General features: G+C 67.6%; 18 protein-coding genes. 11 read left to right on the forward strand and 7 right to left on the reverse strand.

Annotation, left to right across the window (positions count from 1 at the left end):
- Positions 1–32: 32 nt before the first annotated feature.
- Positions 33–1,679, reverse strand: coding sequence for an MFS transporter (locus tag ACO05N_RS07800; protein ID WP_422056594.1), 1,647 nt, complete (start codon positions 1,677–1,679; stop codon positions 33–35).
- Positions 1,680–1,933: 254 nt separating this feature from the next.
- On the opposite strand from ACO05N_RS07800, the gene ACO05N_RS07805 reads away from it, so the two are divergent.
- The gene (locus ACO05N_RS07805) at positions 1,934–2,560 is read left to right on the forward strand and encodes a LuxR C-terminal-related transcriptional regulator (protein WP_422056595.1); all 627 of its coding nucleotides are present in this window, start codon (positions 1,934–1,936) and stop codon (positions 2,558–2,560) included.
- Here ACO05N_RS07805 and ACO05N_RS07810 read toward each other — a convergent pair.
- On the reverse strand, positions 2,534–5,881 hold the full coding sequence (locus tag ACO05N_RS07810; protein ID WP_422056596.1) for a PAS-domain containing protein: 3,348 nt from the start codon (positions 5,879–5,881) through the stop codon (positions 2,534–2,536). The two genes, ACO05N_RS07805 and ACO05N_RS07810, sit on opposite strands and share 27 nt — an antisense overlap.
- Before the next feature lie 139 nt (positions 5,882–6,020).
- Between ACO05N_RS07810 and ACO05N_RS07815 the strand changes: the two genes are divergently transcribed.
- From ACO05N_RS07815 to ACO05N_RS07855, 9 genes are read left to right on the forward strand one after another with little or no spacing between them, the layout of a single operon-like run.
- Positions 6,021–7,013, forward strand: coding sequence for an SPFH domain-containing protein (locus ACO05N_RS07815; protein WP_422056597.1), 993 nt, complete (start codon positions 6,021–6,023; stop codon positions 7,011–7,013).
- Positions 7,014–7,019: 6 nt separating this feature from the next.
- On the forward strand, positions 7,020–7,694 hold the full coding sequence (locus ACO05N_RS07820) for a DUF4178 domain-containing protein (protein ID WP_422056598.1): 675 nt from the start codon (positions 7,020–7,022) through the stop codon (positions 7,692–7,694).
- A complete protein-coding gene (locus ACO05N_RS07825; protein ID WP_422056599.1) occupies positions 7,684–9,033 on the forward strand; it encodes a DUF4178 domain-containing protein in 1,350 nt (449 codons plus the stop codon). The genes ACO05N_RS07820 and ACO05N_RS07825 overlap by 11 nt, the downstream gene beginning before the upstream one ends.
- Positions 9,030–9,176, forward strand: a complete 147-nt coding sequence (locus ACO05N_RS07830) for a hypothetical protein (protein WP_422056600.1) — start codon at positions 9,030–9,032, stop codon at positions 9,174–9,176. Before ACO05N_RS07825 ends, ACO05N_RS07830 begins: the two co-directional genes overlap by 4 nt.
- Before the next feature lie 9 nt (positions 9,177–9,185).
- Positions 9,186–9,398, forward strand: a complete 213-nt coding sequence (locus ACO05N_RS07835) for a DUF350 domain-containing protein (protein ID WP_300499750.1) — start codon at positions 9,186–9,188, stop codon at positions 9,396–9,398.
- The gene (locus tag ACO05N_RS07840; RefSeq protein WP_422056601.1) at positions 9,391–10,923 is read left to right on the forward strand and encodes a polyamine aminopropyltransferase; all 1,533 of its coding nucleotides are present in this window, start codon (positions 9,391–9,393) and stop codon (positions 10,921–10,923) included. The genes ACO05N_RS07835 and ACO05N_RS07840 overlap by 8 nt, the downstream gene beginning before the upstream one ends.
- Positions 10,913–12,514, forward strand: a complete 1,602-nt coding sequence (locus ACO05N_RS07845) for an FAD-dependent oxidoreductase (protein WP_422056602.1) — start codon at positions 10,913–10,915, stop codon at positions 12,512–12,514. The genes ACO05N_RS07840 and ACO05N_RS07845 overlap by 11 nt, the downstream gene beginning before the upstream one ends.
- Positions 12,511–12,903, forward strand: coding sequence for an adenosylmethionine decarboxylase (speD, locus tag ACO05N_RS07850; RefSeq protein WP_422056603.1), 393 nt, complete (start codon positions 12,511–12,513; stop codon positions 12,901–12,903). The genes ACO05N_RS07845 and speD overlap by 4 nt, the downstream gene beginning before the upstream one ends.
- A gap of 42 nt (positions 12,904–12,945) precedes the next feature.
- Positions 12,946–13,230: a UvrB/UvrC motif-containing protein gene (locus ACO05N_RS07855; protein ID WP_422056604.1), complete on the forward strand. Its 285-nt coding sequence runs from the start codon at positions 12,946–12,948 to the stop codon at positions 13,228–13,230.
- Between the two features lie 38 nt (positions 13,231–13,268).
- Here the strand turns inward: ACO05N_RS07855 and ACO05N_RS07860 are convergent, their stop codons facing one another.
- The 4 genes from ACO05N_RS07860 to ACO05N_RS07875 are packed head-to-tail and all read right to left on the reverse strand — an operon-like array spanning position 13,269 to position 17,552.
- The gene (locus ACO05N_RS07860; RefSeq protein WP_422056605.1) at positions 13,269–14,726 is read right to left on the reverse strand and encodes an efflux transporter outer membrane subunit; all 1,458 of its coding nucleotides are present in this window, start codon (positions 14,724–14,726) and stop codon (positions 13,269–13,271) included.
- The gene (locus tag ACO05N_RS07865) at positions 14,723–15,700 is read right to left on the reverse strand and encodes an efflux RND transporter periplasmic adaptor subunit (protein WP_422056606.1); all 978 of its coding nucleotides are present in this window, start codon (positions 15,698–15,700) and stop codon (positions 14,723–14,725) included. Before ACO05N_RS07865 ends, ACO05N_RS07860 begins: the two co-directional genes overlap by 4 nt.
- Entirely contained in the window at positions 15,700–16,419 is a 720-nt protein-coding gene (locus tag ACO05N_RS07870; RefSeq protein ID WP_422056607.1) for an ABC transporter ATP-binding protein, read from the reverse strand. The genes ACO05N_RS07865 and ACO05N_RS07870 overlap by 1 nt, the downstream gene beginning before the upstream one ends.
- On the reverse strand, positions 16,416–17,552 hold the full coding sequence (locus tag ACO05N_RS07875) for an ABC transporter permease (protein ID WP_422056609.1): 1,137 nt from the start codon (positions 17,550–17,552) through the stop codon (positions 16,416–16,418). Before ACO05N_RS07875 ends, ACO05N_RS07870 begins: the two co-directional genes overlap by 4 nt.
- A 127-nt stretch (positions 17,553–17,679) precedes the next feature.
- Here ACO05N_RS07875 and ACO05N_RS07880 point away from each other — a divergent pair, with 127 nt between their 5' ends.
- Positions 17,680–18,270 carry a TetR/AcrR family transcriptional regulator gene (locus tag ACO05N_RS07880; RefSeq protein ID WP_422056610.1) on the forward strand — a complete coding sequence of 197 codons (591 nt, stop codon included), beginning with the start codon at positions 17,680–17,682 and terminating at the stop codon, positions 18,268–18,270.
- 374 nt (positions 18,271–18,644) lie between these two features.
- Here ACO05N_RS07880 and ACO05N_RS07885 read toward each other — a convergent pair whose 3' ends face one another.
- Entirely contained in the window at positions 18,645–19,721 is a 1,077-nt protein-coding gene (locus ACO05N_RS07885; RefSeq protein ID WP_422056611.1) for an AraC family transcriptional regulator ligand-binding domain-containing protein, read from the reverse strand.
- Positions 19,722–19,873 lie beyond the last annotated feature (152 nt).

The following is a 19,873-nucleotide window of genomic DNA, read 5'->3' on the forward strand; positions in this document are numbered from 1 at the left end:
CTCAGCGCAGGAAATCGGCCTGCGCCTTCCGGCTATTCGTCGATATTTTTGCGGAACGTCTCGGGCAGGAACAGCAGCCCCACGATCAGGGTCAGTCCGGCGACCACGATCGGGTACCACAGCCCGTAATAGATATCCCCGGTCGCCGCGACCATCGCGAACGCCGTGGTCGGCAGGAAGCCGCCGAACCAGCCATTGCCGATATGATAGGGCAGCGACATCGACGTGTAGCGGATCCGCGTCGGGAACAGCTCGACCAGCATCGCCGCGATCGGGCCATAGACCATCGTCACCAGCAGCACGAGCCAGGTGAGGATCGCCACCACCAGCGGCTTGTTGATCGCTGCCGGATCGGCCTTGGACGGATAGCCGGCGCTCGTCAGCGCGGCCTTGAGCTCGCCCTGGAATGCCGTGATGGCAGCCTTGCGGTCGGCACCGGTCACCTGCGCGGGATCGGGCGCGGTAAAGGTTGCATCGCCGATCTTGACCTGCGCGATCGCGCCCGCCGGTGCCTCGACCGAGCTGTAGCTGATCGCATTCTTGGCGAGGAACGCCTTGGCGATGTCACAGCTCTTGCTGTCGAACTTGTTGCCGCCGACCGGATCGAACTGGAGCGAGCAATCCGCGTCGTTGGTGACTACCGTGACCGGCGCGGTCGCGGCGGCGCGGGCGAGCGCCGGGTTGGCTGCGGACGACAGTGCCTGGAATGCCGGGAAATAGGTCAGCACCGCCAGCGCACAGCCGGCCATGATGATCGGCTTGCGCCCGACCTTGTCCGACAGCCAGCCGAAGAAGATGAAGAACGGCGTGCCGATGGCCAGTGCGATGGCGATCAGGATGTTGGTGGTCGCGCCATCGACCATCAGCATCTTTTCAAGGAAGAACATCGCGTAGAACTGGCCGGTGTACCAGACCACCGCCTGCCCGGCGACCGCACCGAGCAGCGCGATCAGCACCCATTTGAGGTTGCTCCATTTGCCGAACGCATCGGTCAGCGGCGCCTTCGACGTCTTGCCCTCTTCCTTCATCTTCTTAAAGACCGGGCTCTCTTCGAGCTGCATCCGGATCCACAGCGACACGCCGAGCAGGATGATTGAGACGAGGAACGGCACGCGCCAGCCCCAGTCCTTGAACGCCTCTTCCCCGACCAGGGTGCGGGTCCCGATCACCACCAGCAGCGCCGCGAACAGGCCCAGCGTGGCGGTCGTCTGGATGAAGCTGGTGTACAGGCCGCGCTTGTTGTTCGGTGCATGCTCCGCGACATAGGTCGCCGCGCCGCCATATTCGCCGCCGAGCGCAAGGCCCTGGATCAGCCGCATCGCGATCAGCAGCACGGGCGCCGCAACGCCGATCGTGGCATAGGAGGGCAGCAGGCCGACGACGAAGGTGGCGAAGCCCATCAGGCCCATGGTGACGAGGAAGGTGTTCTTGCGCCCGACCAGATCGCCGATCCGCCCGAACACCAGTGCGCCAAAGGGGCGGACCGCAAAGCCGGCGGCGAAGGCGGCGAGGGCGAAGATGAACCCGGTGGTTTCGTTCACGCCTGAGAAGAATTGCGCAGAGATGATCGTCGCCAGCAGCCCGTAGAGGTAGAAGTCATACCATTCGAACACCGTCCCCAGCGACGAAGCGGTGATGACCAGCTTTTCGCTCTGGGTTGCCTCGTGGTGCTTGGGCATGTCTTGGGCCGGGTTAGCCATGGGCGCTCAACTCTCCTGATCGATCCGCCTTCTATCCCGCAGGCGCGGTACGAGGCGGCGGCGATCATGGCCGTGGCGGCGCCGAATGTCATTACGACAATGGTCGTAGATGTATGACATCATGCTCCGGCGGATCTGCGGGCGGGAGATGCGATCTCTCTGCAATATGTGCCGGATTGCGTGACTTGTCGTGCTTCCGGCATTAGTTGCGGGCGACGTGGAGGGAAGCAGGCTTGACGCAATCCGTTCTTATCGCCGACGACCATCCCCTGTTCCGCCAGGCATTGCGCCTTGCCGTGCATCACGTCCTGCCCGACGCCGCCATCATCGAGGCTGGCACGATCGAGGGCGCAGCCACGGCCGCGGCGCGCGCCGAGGGGTTGAAGCTCATCCTGCTCGATCTGAAAATGCCGGGCGCGGTTGGCTATTCGGGGATCGCCCTGCTCCATGCCGAACGTCCCGGGGTGCCGATCCTGGTCGTGTCCAGTTCCGGCCCTGAGGCTGCGGCACAGGCGCGCGCGTTCGGCGCCATCGGCTATCTGGACAAGGGCAGCGACCTGAACGCGATCGAAGCGGCGATCGCCGCCGCGCTCGACACGCCGGTTCCTTCTCCCGTCGATGCGCCGGAGCAACCGGTCGATCAGGTGCGGGCGACGGTGGCCAGCTTCACGCCGATGCAGCTCAAAGTGCTGCTGGCGGTGCTCGACGGGCAGCTCAACAAACAGATCGCCCACCGCCTCGACATCAGCGAGGCGACGGTCAAGGTTCACATGACCGCGATCATGCGCAAGCTGGACGTGCGCACCCGGACGCAGGCCGCGCTGGTGGCGCGCTCACTCGGGATCGACCTGCGCGGCTGATGCCTTGCGCAGAAAGGCTTCGATTGCGGCGGGATTGGCCGGCTTGGCCACGACATCGACACCCAGCGCCGCCGCCTCGGCGCGGATTTCGGGTCCGGCTTCGGCAGTAACCAGCAGTGCGGCGAGATCGGCGCGTTGCGCTCGCAGCCGGGCGATGAGGGCGAGGCCCGACAGCGGACCGCCGAGCTGATAATCGACCAGCGCAGCGTCGATGCGATCGGCCACCGCCAACGCGTCACCGGCGCTGCGGACGCCGATCGCACGGTGGCCGAGCGCTTCGAGCAGCGCGGCACTGGCAGCAACGATGCGCGGGTCATCATCGACGACCAGCACGCTGAGCGATCGCACCGGCGCGTCCGGTTCGACCGGGGTTGGCGGCACCACCGGCGCATCGGCATGGGCGGGCAGCGACAGGCTGAAGCAGCTGCCATGACCGGGGCGCGAGCGGACATCGAGTTGTCCGCCGATGAGCGGGACGATCCGGCGCACCAGCGCCAGCCCCAGTCCAAGCCCTTCGGTCTCGATCGTGCCCAGCCGCCTGAACTCGGCAAAGATCTGGGAGAGCTGCGACGGCGCGATGCCAACGCCGGTATCGACAATATCGATGCGCCAGAACGCGCCCCGCCGGCGCACGCCGATCAGCACCCCGCCCTGAACCGTGTAGCGTAAGGCATTGCTCAGGATGTTCTGCAGCACCGACCGCAACAGCCCGGCATCGCACCGAACGGTCCCGCGCGGATAGGCGAGCCGCAGATCCAGCCCCTTGTCGCGTGCCATCGGGCGAAAGCTTTCGGCAAGTTCGATTAGGAACGGGCCGAGGGGGATCATAACGGGGTGCGGCGTCACGCCGCCCGCATCGAACTTGCTGATGTCGAGCAGCGCACGCAGCAGGTCTTCGGCGGCGAGCAGGGCCTGATCGACCTGGGTCAGCAGGCCGGACTGTCCCGGCGTCGCGTCGCGGGACAAGGCGCTGGTGAACAGTCGGGCGGCGTGGAGCGGCTGCAACAGGTCGTGGCTGGCGGCCGCGAGGAAGCGCGTCTTGTCGCGATCCGCCTCCGCCAGCCGCGCATTGGCATCGCGCAGCTCGCTGGTGCGCTGTTCGACCCGGCGCTCCAGCTCGTTCAGCGTGGTGCGCAGCGCCGTGCGCATCCGCGCCTCCTCGCTGATGTCGGTGAAGGACATGACATAGCCGCCGCCGGGCATGGGGCCCCCGACGGTCTTGATCGTCTTCCCGTCGTGTCGCTGCCGCTCGAACTGGTGCGGCTGGCCGTTGCGCAGATGGGCGAGACGCTTGCGCACCTGCATCTCGACATCGCCATCGCCAAAGTCGCCATGCCGCGCATTGTGCCGGATCAGGTCCGCGACCGGCGCGCCGACATAGACCATGCCCGGCGGGTAATCGAACAGGTCGAGATAGCGGCTGTTCCATGCGACCAGGTTAAGGTCCGCATCGACGACGCTGATGCCGGCTTCGACATTTTCGAACGTCGATGCCAGCAATTTGCGCGAGAATTGCAGGCTGGCACCGCCTTCGTCGAGCAGGCGCGCGACCTCGTGCACGCTGAGCTTGCCGCCGGCGAGAGCAGATGCGACCAGCGCGCGCGCGGACGACGACCCGACCACCTGTGCGATCAGCGCGCGGGCGCGCCGGGCGGAGCGTCGGTCGACCGACGCCGTCGGATCGACGTCGCTGAACGCCCGCTCCGCCTGTTCGTGCCCCACAAAGCTTCCGGTCAGCTGGATCAGGTCACGCTGGTTGCTGATCAGCCTTTCCCCGCCGAACATGCGCGGAAAATGCGGCCGGTTCAGTCCGCGCGCCGCAATCGCACCGAACACGAGCAGGTTCGCGCCGACGCTCCAGATCACGCCATGGGTAAGCGGCGTGGCCGATCCGATGCCGAGCAGATTGGTCGGATCGGCTAGCCCGTCCTGCAGCATTGCCATCACGCCATCGGGCAGCACCGGTGGCAGCGCCAATGTGTAGAGCCAGAAAACGAGGCCCGTCGTCAGGCTCGCCCGCGCCGCCAGCGCATCGCGGCCCTTGCCGGTCGCCGCGAGGATGAAGTGCGGCACGAACTGCGCCATCGCGGCAAAAGCGATCAGGCCAATCGACGCCAGCGAATCCTGCGACGAAACCAGCAGCGCCCAGACCAGGCCAAGCAGCATGATGGCGAGTATGGTGGCACGGCGCAGCACCAGCATCCGCTGTCCCATCGCGCCCGAGGTGTTCGCGCTCGACAGCATGCGTCTGCGGACGAGCGTGGGGAACAGCAGGTCGTTCGACACCATGGTCGCCAGCGCGGTGGAATCGACGATCGCCATCGACGCGGCGGCGCTGACCCCGCCGAGCAGTGCCGCCGCGAGCACCAGCCCTTGCCCCTGCGCGGCGGGCAGTTCGAGCACATAGACGTCGGGCGAAACGCCGGGGTCGAGCAGCATCGTGCCGGCTAGGGCGATCGGCAGGATGACGACCGCCATTACCCCCAGATATGTGGCGAGCCCGAAGCGCGCGCGAACCAGATCGTCGGGATGGCGCGCCTCGACCAGCCCCATGTAGAATTGCCGGGGCAGGACGAGGATCGCGGGCATCGCGACCAGGAAGATGATCGCCACTTCCAGCGACATGCGGTCCGCGCGGAAACTCTGCTGGAACCGCTCCAGGCCGGCCTGCATCGCTGCGGTGTCGGCATTGGCGATCACGATGACCGCGATCCCCGCGACCAGCAGCAGCGCGAGCAGCTTGATCGCGGATTCGAGTGCGATCGCATAGACCAGCCCCTCGCTGCGCCCGGCCAGCTCGAACCGACGCGCGCCGAACAATGCGGCGAACACGGCGAGCAGCGGGGCGGCGACGAGCATGGCGGGCACGGCAACATCCGCTCCCGACACGATCGTCAGCGCCGCGCCGATCGATCGCAGCTGGAGCGCGATGTAGGGGATGGTGCCGAGCAGCGCGATCGTCGTCACCAGCCGCGCGACGACGATGTCATGGCCAAAGCGCGCGGCGATGAAGTCGGACACGGTGGTCGCGCGTTCCTCCGCCACGGCTTCGGCCAGCCTGCGGAGAAACCGCGGCGCGGCGAGCAGCAGGATGATGGGTGCAGCATAGATGGGCAGGTAGCTCCACCCGTCGCGCACCGCGCTGCCGACCGCGCCGTAAAAGGTCCAGCTGGTGCAATAGACGCCGAGCGCGAGCGTATAGGCGCGGCGGCGCAGGCGCACATCGGGATGGTCGGTCCCGTTCCGCTCCACCATCGCGGCGACCGCGAACATCACGACGATCAGCGCAAGAGCGACCAGAGACGCGACATGGAGGCTCATGCCGCGATGCATAGCATGATCCGCCCTGCGGTCGGCAAGCCCGGTGGCCCGGTCCGCGCGCACGCGCCACCCCAACGCTGCCGAAACGCCTTCCCGTATTCGCCCAAGCTTTGTAGCGTAGCGGCTCAGGGAGGCGTGCATGGGCATTTTCGATTTTCTTTCGAAGCAGTTAGTCGATGTCATCGACTGGGTCGACGAACCAGGCGTGCTGGCGGTCCGCTTCCCGATGCAGGACCGCGAGATCCAGAATGGCGCGCAGCTGACCGTGAGCAGCGGCCAGACCGCGATGTTCTACAATGAAGGCGTGCTGGCCGACGCATTCCTGCCCGGGCTGCACACGCTCGAGACCAGCAACCTCCCGGTCCTCACGTCGCTGCTGAACTGGGACAAGGGCTTTTCCGCGCCGTTCAAGTCTGACGTCTATTTCTTCTCGCAGAAGGAGCAGACCGGCCTGAAATGGGGGACGCAGCAGCCGATCACGGTGCGCGACACGGAATTCGGCCCGCTGCGCATACGTGCGTTCGGCAGCTACAGCTTCCGGGTCGAGGATGTCGCGGTGTTCGCGGTCAAAATGATGGGGTCGCTCGACCGACTGACCGCCGCCGACCTTGAGCCGCAGCTGCGCGCAGCGATCGCCACCGCGCTGGCGACGGGGCTGGGCGGGGGCGAGATCGCGTTTCTCGACCTCGCCGCCAATCAGGCCGCGCTGTCGGAACAGCTGCGCGCCGCGGTCGAACCTGCCTTTGCGCAATGGGGCCTGACCTGCACCAGCTTCTTCGTCGAGAGCCTGTCTTTGCCCGAAGATGTCCAGGCGATGCTCGACAAGTCGAGTTCGATGCGTGTCGTCGGCGACCTCGACCGGTTCGTTCGGTTTCAAAGCGCGCAGGCGATCGAGACTGCGGCGGGCCAGTCGGGCGGCGTCGCCGGGGCCGGGGCGGGCGCAGCGGCGGGCTTTGCGATCGGACAGCAGATGGCGGCGGGCATGACCGGTGCCCCCGCTGGCGCCGCACCCGCGGGCGGTGATGATGCGTTCGCGCAGATCGAGAAGCTGCATAAATTGCTCACCATCGGTGCGATCAGCCAGGCCGAGTTCGATACCAAGAAGGCCGAACTGCTCGGGCGCATCCGCTAGTCTGTCATGGGCCTCACGATCGCCTGTCCAAATTGCGGTGCCGACGCCGTGTTTCGCTCGGCGGCGCTGCCGTGCCGCATCTGCGACTATTGCCAGACGATGCTGGTGCGCAGCGACGATGGGGTGCGCGCGGTAGGGGAGGCGGCGGTGCTGCCGTTCGACGTCAGCCCGGTGACGATCGGCATGCGCGGCATGGCGGACGGCATCGGGTTTCAGGTGATCGGCCGCGTCCGCTGGGCATGGAGCGATGGCGCGTGGAACGAATGGCTGATGCTGTTGGACGATGGCGGCCATGGCTGGCTGGGTGAAGCGATGGGCCAGTTCATGCTGCTGCGCGAAGCACCGCTGAAGACCGCGCGGGCAAAGGTACTGCGCGACGTGATCGCGGGGGGCGAGGCGGTTCCCGGCACGGCGGCCGAGATTGGTGGGGTCAAGATGCAGGTCGCCGACGCCCGCGATGTGCTGTGCATCGCGGCTGAGGGTGAACTGCCCTTCACCGCCCCGCCCGGCTGGCGGGTGTACAGCATCGACCTGAAAGGCCCGGGTGGCGAGAGCGCGTCGCTGCAGCGCGATGGGGCGGGCGCGACATTCTATACCGGGCGCTATGTCACGCTGGCCGAGCTCGCCCCACGCGGGCTGCGTCGGTTCGAAGGGTGGAGCCTGCCCAATTATGCCGGCTGAGCTCGAAACCATCGCTCCGCCGCCCGCTCCGGCGGTGCGCGCGCTCAGCTGCCCGGCGTGCGGGTCGGCGGTGACGCTGCGCGCAGCGGGCTATTCGGTCACGGCGGCCTGTCCCGCATGCGGCAGCATTCTCGACGTCGCCGATCCGCTGGTGAAGCTGGTCACGCGCTATGCGGAGATGACCCGCGCGCTCGACATCCCACTCGGCACCCGCGGCATGCTGGACGGGATCGAGTGGGAGGCGATCGGATGGATGGCGCGGTCGATGAACGGCGCCTATCCGTGGGAAGAATATCTGCTGTTCAACCCCTATCACGGCTATCGCTGGCTCATCTTCGACGGGCAGAGCTGGAGCCTGGGCGAGCAGCTCACCGCGACCCCGGACTTCGTCACATATGACACGCTGAGCGTCGGCGGCCGCCACTATCGCCGCTTCTTCAAGGAGCGCGAGGCGCGGGTCGATGCCGTGCTCGGCGAATTCTACTGGCGCGTCGCGATCGGGGAGCAGGTGATCACCTCCGAATGGGCCGCGCCCGGCTGGACGCTGTCGCGCGAAGCCAATGCCAAGGAGGTCAGCTGGTCGGTCGCGCGGCTGCTCTCCCCGCGCGAGATCGAGGCGGCGTTCGGGGTAGAGGCGGAGCGCCATCCCTGGCCGCCGCCGCCGCACATGGTGTCGCCGCACGCCGGCTGGCTGTCGACCTGCGTCAAGCTGGGGCTGGCGGCGATGGCGTTCCTGGTCATCATATCGATTGTGATGGGTGGCGGCCGCTGGAACGATATCGGGGTGCTGCCGATCGCGCGCGACGGCGCCGCCCAGTCGGTGACGGTCGGATCGGTGACGTTCGACCAGCCGTGGCAGCGGGTCGAGCTGCGCGCGCGGGTGCCCCGGCTCGAAAATGGCTGGGTCGACCTTGATTACGCGCTGGTCGATCGCACCACCCAGCGCGTCTATGAGGCCTATGGCGTCGCCGAACGCTATTCGGGCCGCGATGATGAAGGCGACTGGGTCGAAGGATCGCGCGAATCCGAAATCTCGATCGCCAGCGTGCCGCGCGGCACCTATGATCTGGTGATCGATTATCGCGGCAATCGCTGGATCGCGAACAATCCGGCCGGCTGGGGTCAGGCCGACTGGCTCACCAATGGCGATGCGCCCGAAGTGGTGGTCGAGGTGCGGCGCGGCGGCGTCTACTTCTCCAACCTGATCATCGCCCTGATCTTCATTCTGATCCCGCTCGGCTGGGGCCTTGCCCGCCATGTCCGGTTTGAACAGGCACGGCAGGCAGAGAGCGATTACGACCCCATCGGGGTCGCCGCCCTGTTCAAGGAAAGCGAATGACCCGCGGCAGCTTCTTCTTCGGCCTGTGGTGCCTGTTCGTCGCGGCGATGTTCATCGTCACCGCCATCTTCGGCTATTCGCCCTTCGCGCAGGGGGGGCGCAGCGCTGCGCGCGCCGGCGCCTACGGCCCCACCCATAAATAGGAGACGCTCATGGTCACCACTCTTCCCGCATTCCTCGCGACCATCCTCTACGCCGCCGTCGGCATCGTCGTGTTCGTGGTCGGTTTCGTCATCCTCGACGTGCTCACTCCGGGCAAATTGTGGGACGAGATCGAGAAGAAGCAGAATGTCGCGGTCGCGATCTTTGCCGGCGCGGTCGCGATCGGGCTGGCGATCATCGTCGCCGCCGCCATTCATGGCTGAGGGCGATCCCGCCCCCCAGTTGCGCAAGCCCACGGCACCCGGCGCTGCGCTTCTCGCATCGGCGTTCGTCGTCGCAACCTGTGGCCTGATCTACGAGCTGCTGGCGAGCACACTGGCGAGCTATCTGCTCGGCGACAGCGTCACGCAATTCTCGACCGTCATCGGCAGCTATCTGTTCGCGATGGGGATCGGCAGCTGGTGTTCGCGCTATGTGAAGCGCGACGAATTGCGCCTGTTCGTGCGGGTCGAGCTGCTCATCGCGATCCTGGGCGGCTTTTCCGCGGCGGCCTTGTTCCTGCTGTTCCCGCTGGTCGATCATTTCCGCGTCGCGCTGTACAGCATCGTGCTCGCGATCGGGTTCCTCGTCGGGCTCGAAATCCCGCTGCTGATCCGCATCCTGCGCGGCCATGATTTCAGGGAGGTCGTGTCGAACGTCCTGACCTTCGACTATGTCGGCGCGCTTGCTGCTTCGCTGCTGTTCCCGCTGGTGCTGATGCCGCATCTCGGCATGATCCGCACCGGCTTCCTGTTCGGCTTTGCCAACGCCGCGGTCGCGCTGGCGCTGCTGCTGACGTTGCCGCGCGCCGCCCGGCTGGGGCTGGAAAAGGCGGTGGCGGTGGTGATCCTGATCGCGCTCGCCGCAGGATTCGTGGGGGCCGAGCGGCTGCAGAAATGGGCTGAGGTCGCGAGCTATGCCGAGCCGGTGATCTATGCCGAATCGAGCCGGTTCCAGCGCATCGTGCTGACCCGCCGCGACGACGACCTGCGCCTCTATCTCAACGGCAATCTGCAATTCTCGTCGCGCGACGAATATCGCTATCACGAGGCGCTGGTGCATCCGGCGATGGGTCGGGTCGCCAGCCCGCGCAACGTGCTGATCCTGGGCGGCGGCGACGGCCTCGCCGCGCGGGAGGTGCTGCGTTATCCCGGCGTCGAGCGGGTGACGCTGGTCGATCTCGATCCGGCAATGACCAAGCTGTTCGCACGGAGCGGCTTTCTCACCCGGTTGAATGGCGGTTCGCTCACCGACAAAAGGCTGACGGTGGTCAACGCCGACGGCTTCCGCTGGGTGCGCGAAGCGACCGGACGCTATGACGCGGTGATCGTCGACTTTCCCGACCCGGTCGATTTCTCGGTAGGGAAACTCTACACCGAAACCTTCTATCGCAGCCTTGTCCGCCTGCTCGCGCCCGGCGCGATGGTGACGGTGCAGAGCACATCCCCATTGGTCGCGCCACAAGCCTATTGGACGGTCGCCGCGACGATGGCGGCGGCGGGGCTGACCACGCGGCCCTACCATGCCTATGTGCCGAGTTTCGGTGAATGGGGCTTCATCCTCGCATCGGCGGGCACGATCCCCGCGGAGGGCCGCTTTCCGCGCGGTCGGTTCCTGACCCCGGCGGTCGAGCGTCAGCTGTTCGCCTTCCCGCCCGACATGGCGCGGCGTCCGGCCGAGGTGAACCGGCTCGACAACCAGATTTTGGTGCGCGAATTCGGCAAGGCGTGGGCGCGCTATGAAAGCTGATCGCCGCACCGTGCTGGGGGCGGGCGCGGTAGCGGCCTGCGCCGCCGGGGGCGCATTCGCGCTCGCGCGTCCCGCACCGCTGCCGCCGGGCGATCTCGACGGGGCAGACATGGCGCGCGGCCACCGGCTGCGCGACGGCGGATTTCCGCCACCTTCGCGTGAGGAACAGGTCGACCTGCTGATCGCCGGTGGCGGTGTTGCGGGGCTTGCGGCCGGGTGGCGGCTGATGGACGCCGGGTTCGACCGCTTCACGCTGGTCGAACTGGAGGATCAGGTTGGCGGCAACGCCCGCGCTGGGCGCAATGCGGTCTCGGCCTATCCGCTCGGTGCGCATTATCTGCCTGTGCCTAATCGCGAGGCGGGGGCACTTCGCAAGATGCTGCGCGATTTTGGCATGATCACCGGCGAGCGTGACGGCGTGCCGGTCTATGATATGGCCCAGCTCTGTGCCGATTTGCAGGAGCGGGTCTTCTGGCAGGGTCGCTGGCATGAAGGACTGATCCCGCGCACCGGCCTGACGCCGCAGGACACGGCTGACCTGCGCGCATTCGAGGCAGCGATGGCGGCGTTTTCGCGCCAGACCGGCCGCGACGGCAAGCCCGCCTTCGCCGTGCCGATGGCTTACAGCTCGTCCGACCCCGAACTGCGCGCACTCGACGCGCAGAGCTTCGCTGCGTGGCTCGACGCGCGCGGCTGGCGCTCGCCGGTGCTGCGCGGCCATGTCCGCTATGCGATGCGCGACGATTACGGCACCGAACCGGGTGAAGTCTCCGCCTGGGCCGGCATCCATTATTTCGCGAGCCGCCGCGGCTGGGCGGCGGATGGCGCCGGCCGCAACGAGCTGACCTGGCCGGAGGGCAATGCGCGCTTGACCGAGGGGATGGCGCGGCACTGCCGCGACCGCATCCGGCCCGGCATGATCGTCCACCGTGTCGCGCTGCGCGGGGAGGGGGTCGAAGCCGATTGCTTCGACGCGGCGGCGGGCCAGACCATCCGGTTTAATGCCCGCGCCGCGATCCTGGCCATGCCGCACTTCGTCGCGGCGCGCATCTGTCCGGACATCGCGCCCGACCCGGCGCTGACCTATGCGCCATGGCTGGTCGCCAATGTCACGCTCGACCGCCTGCCCACGGGGCGCGGTGTGCCGCTCGCCTGGGACAATGTCTCGGTAAGCAGCCAGTCGCTCGGCTATGTCGTGGCAACGCATCAGGGGCCGGCGGCGCAGCCGGGCGCGACCGTCCTCACCTGGTATCTCCCGCTATCGGACATGGCCCCTGCAGCCGCGCGCCGATTGCTGGTCGAACGCCCGGCGGAGGACTGGAAGCGCATCGTGCGCGACGATCTGCTCACGACCAATCCCGAGCTCGACGGGGCGATCCGTCGCATCGACCTGTGGCGCTGGGGGCATGCGATGGTGCGGCCGACGCCGGGCTTTCTGCGCCGCGGCGGGGGCGGGGACACCGGTCCGATCTGGTCCGCCCATAGCGACATCAGCGGATTGTCGCTGTTCGAAGAAGCGCATTACCATGGCGTCCGCGCAGCGGAGTCCGCGATGGCGCACCTCTCTCACCGCCATGAGAGCCTGTTATGACCGGGATGCTGCCGGGCGAGGGCTGGCACCTCATCGCCGACCTGATCGACGGCGCGCATCTGGACGATGCCGATCGCATCGAACGCATCCTGACCGATGCAGCCAAGGCAGCCGGCGCGACCCTGCTCGAGGTGCGACTGCACAAGTTCGGCGCGGGGTTCGGCGTCACCGGCGTGGCGCTGCTCGCGGAATCGCACATCTCGATCCACACCTGGCCCGAATATGGCACCGCCTGTGTCGACATCTTCATGTGCGGGAAGAGCAACGACCTCAATGCGGCGCTCGCCGTGATCGTCGCGGGGCTGCAGGCGATGGTGGGGCAACAGGCGATGCATCGGCGCGCGTTCGGCAGCGATGGCACCCGACGGCGCGTCGACGACCGGTTCTGAGGCGCAATGCAGCCTTCGGGTCCCATCGTGCGTTGCCCGTCGATGACCGACACGATCGAGGACCTGCAACGCCAGATGGCCGCTGCTGCAAGCGCGCTCGATTTCGAGGAGGCGCAGCGCATTCGTGACCGTATCAATCTGATGCGCGGCGGAGCAAGCGCGGAAGAGACCGCACAGGTGGACACATCGGGCCTGGTTCGCCAGCGTCCGGGCGCGATGGGGCTCGGTACGAGCCGACAGAGGCCGGTTCCTCCGCCGGGATGGAAACCGCCGCCAAAGCCGGATCCGATGACATCCAATCGGAAACGAAACGGAAGAACGACCTGACGACGCGTGAAGCCGCGCGGGTCTGCGACACTCTCGCGCTAGGGCAGCGTGCCGTCGGTTGAGCCCCCTAGTGCCTGCCACAGCACGACGCGCGCACGTGCCGCCCGCCCTTCCGCCGCGACTGCGCGCTCGCGGCTGGCGAGTGCCTGCCGTCGTGCATCGGTCAGCGCCGTCATGTCGGCCAGCCCGGCACGCTGGCGCTCTGCGATCAGCCGCGCGGCGCGATCGAGCGCGATCAGTTCACGCCGCGCGGACACTTCTTCGCGGTCCGCCGCCGCGATCACGCCATAGGCCGCCTCGGCCTCGCCCAGCGCCGTATAGACCGCACCGCGATAGGCCTGAAACGCCGCACGCTTCCCCGCGGCCGCCGCGTCGATATCCGCCGCGATTCGCCCGAAATCGAGCAGCGGCGCGGCGAGCGATGCGCCGAGCGAACCCACCAACGAGTCACTGTCGAACAGATTGCCAAGGCCGAATGCAAGCAGCCCCAACGACGCATCGAGCCGCAGCGCCGGAAAGCGCCGCCGCGCCGCCGCCGCCAGTTCGGCATCCTGCGCCTCCAGCGTAGCCGCCGCCGCGAGAATGTCGGGACGGTTCTGCAACAGGGTCGCGGGGAGCGCGGTCGGTGCGGGATAGGTGATCGCTGCCGGAGCCGAGGCCAGCTCCGCCGCATCGATCAGCACCGGCTGCGGCGGCATCCGCAGCGTCGCGCGCACGCGTTCCGCATCCTGCGCCGTGAGCGTCGTCAGCCGCCCGATCAGCCGCGCCTCTTCGCCCCCCAGCGCCGCCAGCCGGGTCCGGGCAGTTTCCGCCAGCGCGCGGGCCTGCACCGGATCGAGGCCGGAGACGATCCCCGCCCGCGCCCGGCTCCCGGCCAGCGCGCCCAGCCGCTCCGCCGCCGCCAGATCCTGGGTCAGTGCATCGCGGCGCGCCGACAGGGTCCGCCAGTCGATCACCGACGCGGCGATTTCGCCAACCAGCGCGATGCGCACCGCCTGTGCCGATGCCGTGGCGGCGTCGAGCCGAGCCTGTGCCGCGCGCTGCTGCGCCCGCACGCGCCCGAACAGGTCGACGTCCCACTGCGCGGTCAGATTGGCGGCATAGCTCGCGCGTTCCGCCGCAACCTCGACGCCGGGCGGCAGGCTTGCCCCGAACTGGTCGGGGTTGCTGCGCGTGCCGGTCACCGCGCCATTGGCCCCGATGGTCGGCAGCGCCTCCGCCCGCGCGCGCCCGAGCCGCGCGCGCGCCTCGTCGATCCGCGCCAGCGCTTCGCCCAGCGTCGGCGCGCTCGCCAGCGCATCACGCGACAGCCGCACGAACCCCGGATCGGTGCTCGGCAACAGATCCGCGACCGCACCGCCCGTCTCCGCCGGGATCAGCGCAAAGCGCGCGGGCAGTTCGGGAACCGGCGTCGCGATTTCGCGCGCAGGCCCAGCCACGCAGCCCGCAAGCGCCGTCGACAGGGCCAGCACGGCAAGGCGTTTACTCCGGCTCATTTCGCGTCCTTGCGCGCCGGGATGAACGCGTCGACCTGTTGCCCGACGCGGAACGCGCCATTGGTTTCGGGCAGCGCATAGATCAGCTGGAGCACGCGCACATCGACCCGCTCCTGCGCGCTGTTGGTCAGCGAGCGCTTCGGCACGATCAGCGGCTCCGCGCGGACGAAGCGCGCCTCGACCTGCCGCCCCGCATCGCCCCGCGGCGAGACGATTGCGGCGGCGCCCAGCGCGACGCGCGGGGCCTGTTCCTCGTCGATGTCGATGCGCACGTGCAGCGGATCGGTCGCGCCCATCTGGATAAACGCCTGGCTGGTCCCGCCCATGGTCGAGACATATTCGCCCGGCCGGATCGCGACGGTCAGGATTTCGCCCGCGATCGGCGCGCGCACGGTCAGGCGACCAAGCTCGGTCCGCGCCGTCCCCGCGCGCGCCTGTGCAGCGGCCAGGCGGGCGCGGGCGAGCGCGACGCGCTGCGCTGCGGCGGCGGCCTCACCCTCGACCCGCACGATTTCCGCGCGTGCCACTGCGGCGGGGTCATCGACCGCGCGGTACAGCGCAAGCTGACGCCCCGCCGTCGCCCGCGCGCTTTGCGCCTCCGCAATCGCGGCGCGGGCTTCGCCGATCGCTGCCTGCGCCTCGGCCAGCTGCGCGCGGACTGCGCGGTCGTCGATGGTGAACAGCGGCTGGCCCGGCACCACCCGCGCGCCGGGGCTGACCGCGACGTTCATCACCAGCCCGGACAGCGGCGCGCCGATGTCGATCGTCTCGCTCGACGGCTCGACCACTCCGGCCCCGGTCACCCGTTCGGCATTGGCGAGGGCAGGCGGCGCCTTGGCCGGTTCGCGCTGCGGCGCGCTCGGGCTGCGGTCGGGCAACCCGCCCCAGATGAACAGGGCTGCCAGCACCAGGCTCGCCACCGCGATCAGCGGCAGGATGGTCCGGGCAAAGCTCAGCCGCTTCCAATCGGGCATCAATGGTCCTCCGGCATATGCGCGCCGTCATGGGTGATGGAACCGTCCTCCAGCCGGAGGATGCGGTCGGCGAGATCGAAGATACGGTTGTCGTGGGTGACGATGATGCACGCGCGGTCGGGCGTAACCGCCACCTCGCGCAACAGGTCCATCACGCGCCGGCCCGATCGGGCATCGAGCGCGGCGGTCGGCTCGTCACACACCACCAGCCGGGGGCGGTGCACCAGCGCGCGGGCGATTGCCACGCGCTGTTGCTGGCCGCCCGACAGCTGGCTAGGCAGCTTGTCGGCCTGGTCGGCGATGTTGAGCGCGGCGAGCATCTCGACCGCGCGGTCGCGCGCCTGCGCCCGCGGCACCCCTTGCGCGATCAGCGGCACGGCGGCGTTGCTCGCCGCGTCGATCGACGGGATCAGATTATATTGCTGGAAGATGAAACCGATGTTGCGCAGCCGGAATGCCACCAGCTCGGCGTCGGACAGGCGGTAGATGTCGGTGCCGAATACCTCCACCTCGCCCTTGGTCGGGTAGAGGATGCCGCACATGATCGAAATCAGCGTGGTCTTCCCCGACCCGCTTTCACCGACCAGATAGGTCAGCTCGCCCGCCCGGATGTCGACATCGATACCGTGCAGTACGGTGATCGCCTGGCTCCCCGCCATGAAGTCGCGGGTCACGCCGCGCGTGCGGATCGCGGGCTGGGCGGGCGCGGGCTCGCTCACCGGAACACCGCCGCCGGTTCGGTCTTGAGCACACGGCGCAGCGCGATCCAGCCGGTGAGCGCCAGGATCAGCACGACTGCGGCGAAGCTGATCAACGGGATCTGCCACGGGATGTAGAACCCCTTGAAGCTCGGCTCGGTCGAGAAGCTCAAGATGAAAACCACGGTCGCCAGGACCCCGAGGCCATAGCCGATCAGGCCGACCAGCGCCGCCTGCGCCGTCACCATGCGGCGGATCGTCCCGTTGGCGACCCCGATCGCCTTGAGCGCGCCGAACTGCTTGATATTGTCGCGGATGAACAGGCTGAAGGTCAGCCCGACGATCGCCACGCCGACGACGAAGCCGAGCGCCACGGTGATCCCGAAATTGATCGGGATGCCGGTATTTTCGACGATGAAGTCGATGCCGTCCTGCGCAAACTGGTCGCGGGTGCGCGCGCGCAGCCCGGTTTCCGCCTCGATCCGCGCAACCAGCTGTTGGTGATCCACGCCGGGCGCCGCACCGACCAGCACGAACGACAGCCGGTTGCGCGTACCCGGCACGTAGCGCAGCGCCTGGCTGTATTTGGTGTAGAGCGTCACCTGGCTGGTAAAGCCTGGAATCGCGTCGGCGATGCCCCGGATCACCGCGCGCTGGTCGTTCAGCTCCAGCCGCTCGCCGATCGGGCTGCGGCCATCGGCGAACATGTTGGTCGTGCCGACATCGTCGATGATCACCGTGTCGGGGCGCGACAGCACGTCGATGCTGCCCTCGGCCATCCGCCGCGGCAGGCCGATCAGGGTTGCGTCATCGACACCGACGATGGTCACACCTTCCAGATCGCCATCGCCCGTTCGAACCGACGCATTGGCACGCAGATGCGGCGCCGCCCATTTGACCCCGGGCACCGACCGTACCTTGTCGAGCGCGGTGCTGGGCATCGGATAGGAGACATCGGTAGTGCGGCTTACCCGGTCCATCACCCAGATGTCGGCAGCTGGCACATTGAACACAGCACTTGCCCCGCGTTCGAGCAGGCTGACGAAGATCGTCAGCTGCTGCGTGATCAACAGGGTCGAGAAGGCGATGCCGAACACCAGCCCATAGAATTTCTGGGCGTCGCCGGTGAGCATGCGGATGGCAATCCAGATCATGCGACACTGCCCCCTGCTTGCCCCGCGGCATCAAATCAGGCTAACTTGAACGCATTCGTTCAAATGAACGGGACCGTTCACTCTGTCAAGCGAAACCCTTACGCGTGCGCAACGCTCGATCGACCCGGTGAAGCGCCAGGCGATCCTCGACGCCGCCACCCGATCCTTTTTCGATCATGGCTTTGCCGCGACTGCGATCGAGCAGGTGGCGGCCGACGCCCATGTGTCGAAGGTCACGATCTATAACCAATTCGGCGACAAGCGCGGATTGTTTGCCGCCGCGATCGAACGTGAATGTGCGCGGATTGGCGATCATTTCAGCATCGCGCCAATGCCCGGCCTGTCGCTGCGCGAACGGCTGGAGGCCATCGGTGCGGCGATGACCGCGTTCATGTCGCGCCCGGAAATGGTCCAGTTCGACCGGCGCATCGCGGCAGAGACCGAGCGCGACCCGGCGATCGGCGAAGCGTTTCTGGAGGCCGGGCCGCGCCAGATGCTGCGCGCATTCGCCGCGCTCTTGTGCACGCTGCGCGACGCGGGCGAAGTGGCGGTTGCGGATCCGGAACTGGCGGCTGAACAGTTCGTCGCGATGTGCAAGGGACTGGGCGATCTCGAACGGCGCTTTGGCTGTACCAATGACGCCGCCCGCAATCATGTGCGGATCACGGCGGCGGTCGATCTGTTCTGCCGCGCTTATGGGGCCGGGGAACGGGACTGACAGGCGCGCCGGCCCGGTCAGCAACATCCGATCGAGGCGGCCTCCGCTATGCCAGGGCTTCCCTGGGAGGGCGATACGGTGACGGTCCGACTGTTCCACTTGCCCTCGTTGGATCGACTGCGCGGTTCGACGGCTCCGCGCACCGCCACTGGCCCGCGATAGCGTCCACCGCGCCCCGCCTTCCCGATACTCGATCACCGCGCCCGGCAAAGTCGCGCCGATCCGCCGATAGCGCCGCACGATCCACGCGCGGATCATGCCACGGATAGAATTGCGCGGGCCGATAGGCGGGGGTCCAGCGTGCCGACGCGTTGAAGGTAGCGCGCAGCGGGTTACGGCTGGCGGCCAGAGACGGCTGGCGCAATCGCGGACCCCTATCTGCTGGCCCGTATCGCGCTGATCGTCTTGCCGGTCCAGCGCCGGACCGCGCGGCGCAGGTTGGCGCTGTCACTGAAGCCCACCTTCCACGCGACATCGTCCACGCTCATCCGCGTCGTCTGGAGATATTCTATCGCAAGCTTGCGGCGGACATCGTCGACGATCGCGCCATAGCTTGTCTCTTCGGCGGCAAGGCGGCGGCGCAGGGTTCGCTCCTGCACCCCCAGTTGCGCGGCGATCGTGGTCATCGACGGGAACTCGCTAGGTGCATTCATCAGCAACTGATAGACCTCCCCCGACAGTCCCGACGAAATGCGCGCCTGGCCGATCAGGCGGTCGCAGGTTTCCTCGAGCATCGCGCGGGTCAGCCGATTGCCGAGCTCCGGGGTCTGGTCGAGGATGCCGATCGGATAGTGGAGCTCATTGGCCGTCTCGCCATAGGAACAGGGGCAGGACAGCGCCTGTGCGTCGTCCGGAGCGAACGCATCCTCGGGCAGCGCGAACAGCGCCCGCACGGGTAAATTGTCGGCGCCGGCGGTGTCGCGGATATGGGTGAAGGTCATCTTCATCTGCTGGCGGACGAGGAAGGTGCGGACGTCGCTGCTCATCACGTCGCGATAGATTTCGCGGAACTGCCAGATCGCAAAATTGCCCTCGGCGCGCCATTCGAGGCGGACGGTGGGCGTGGCGAGCGGCTGGTAGCGCACGGCGAAGTCGAAAAAGTCGCGCATGGTCGGCGAACACATCAGCGCATAGCCGTACATTCCATAGGCCGAAAGGTGGAGGCGAGCGCCGATCGCGAATGCGTCGGCGAACCCGGCGCCGGCCGCGACGATATTCTCGCATGCCGTCAGATACTGGCCGATCGACGTCATCGTGTGGGGATCGCGGACCTCGGCCAGTGACAGGCCGGTGCGCTCCAGAACGGTCGCCGCGGTGATACCGCGATCGGCAACGGTGTCGATCACCGTCGCGATCTTGAACGGGGCGAAGCTGCGCTGGTTGAGCGACGGGAACCCCGCGCGCGCGTTGCGGCCCGTCGCGCCACCGTCATCCATTGCGTCGCCCGCCACCCTCATCCTCCCGCCGCATCTGTCCGCCAAAGACATAGTGATGTCCGTCAATGCGCTTACCAGCGGGTGTGTCAGACCATAAGCAAGGCATCAAGTCGGCAAAGCCCGGCGGCGGCGATGGCCGCGACGAACAGATATCAAGGAGGGGATAA

The sequence above is a fragment of the Sphingomonas sp. genome (assembly GCF_965227385.1).
In the GTDB taxonomy this organism is placed as follows: domain Bacteria; phylum Pseudomonadota; class Alphaproteobacteria; order Sphingomonadales; family Sphingomonadaceae; genus Sphingomonas.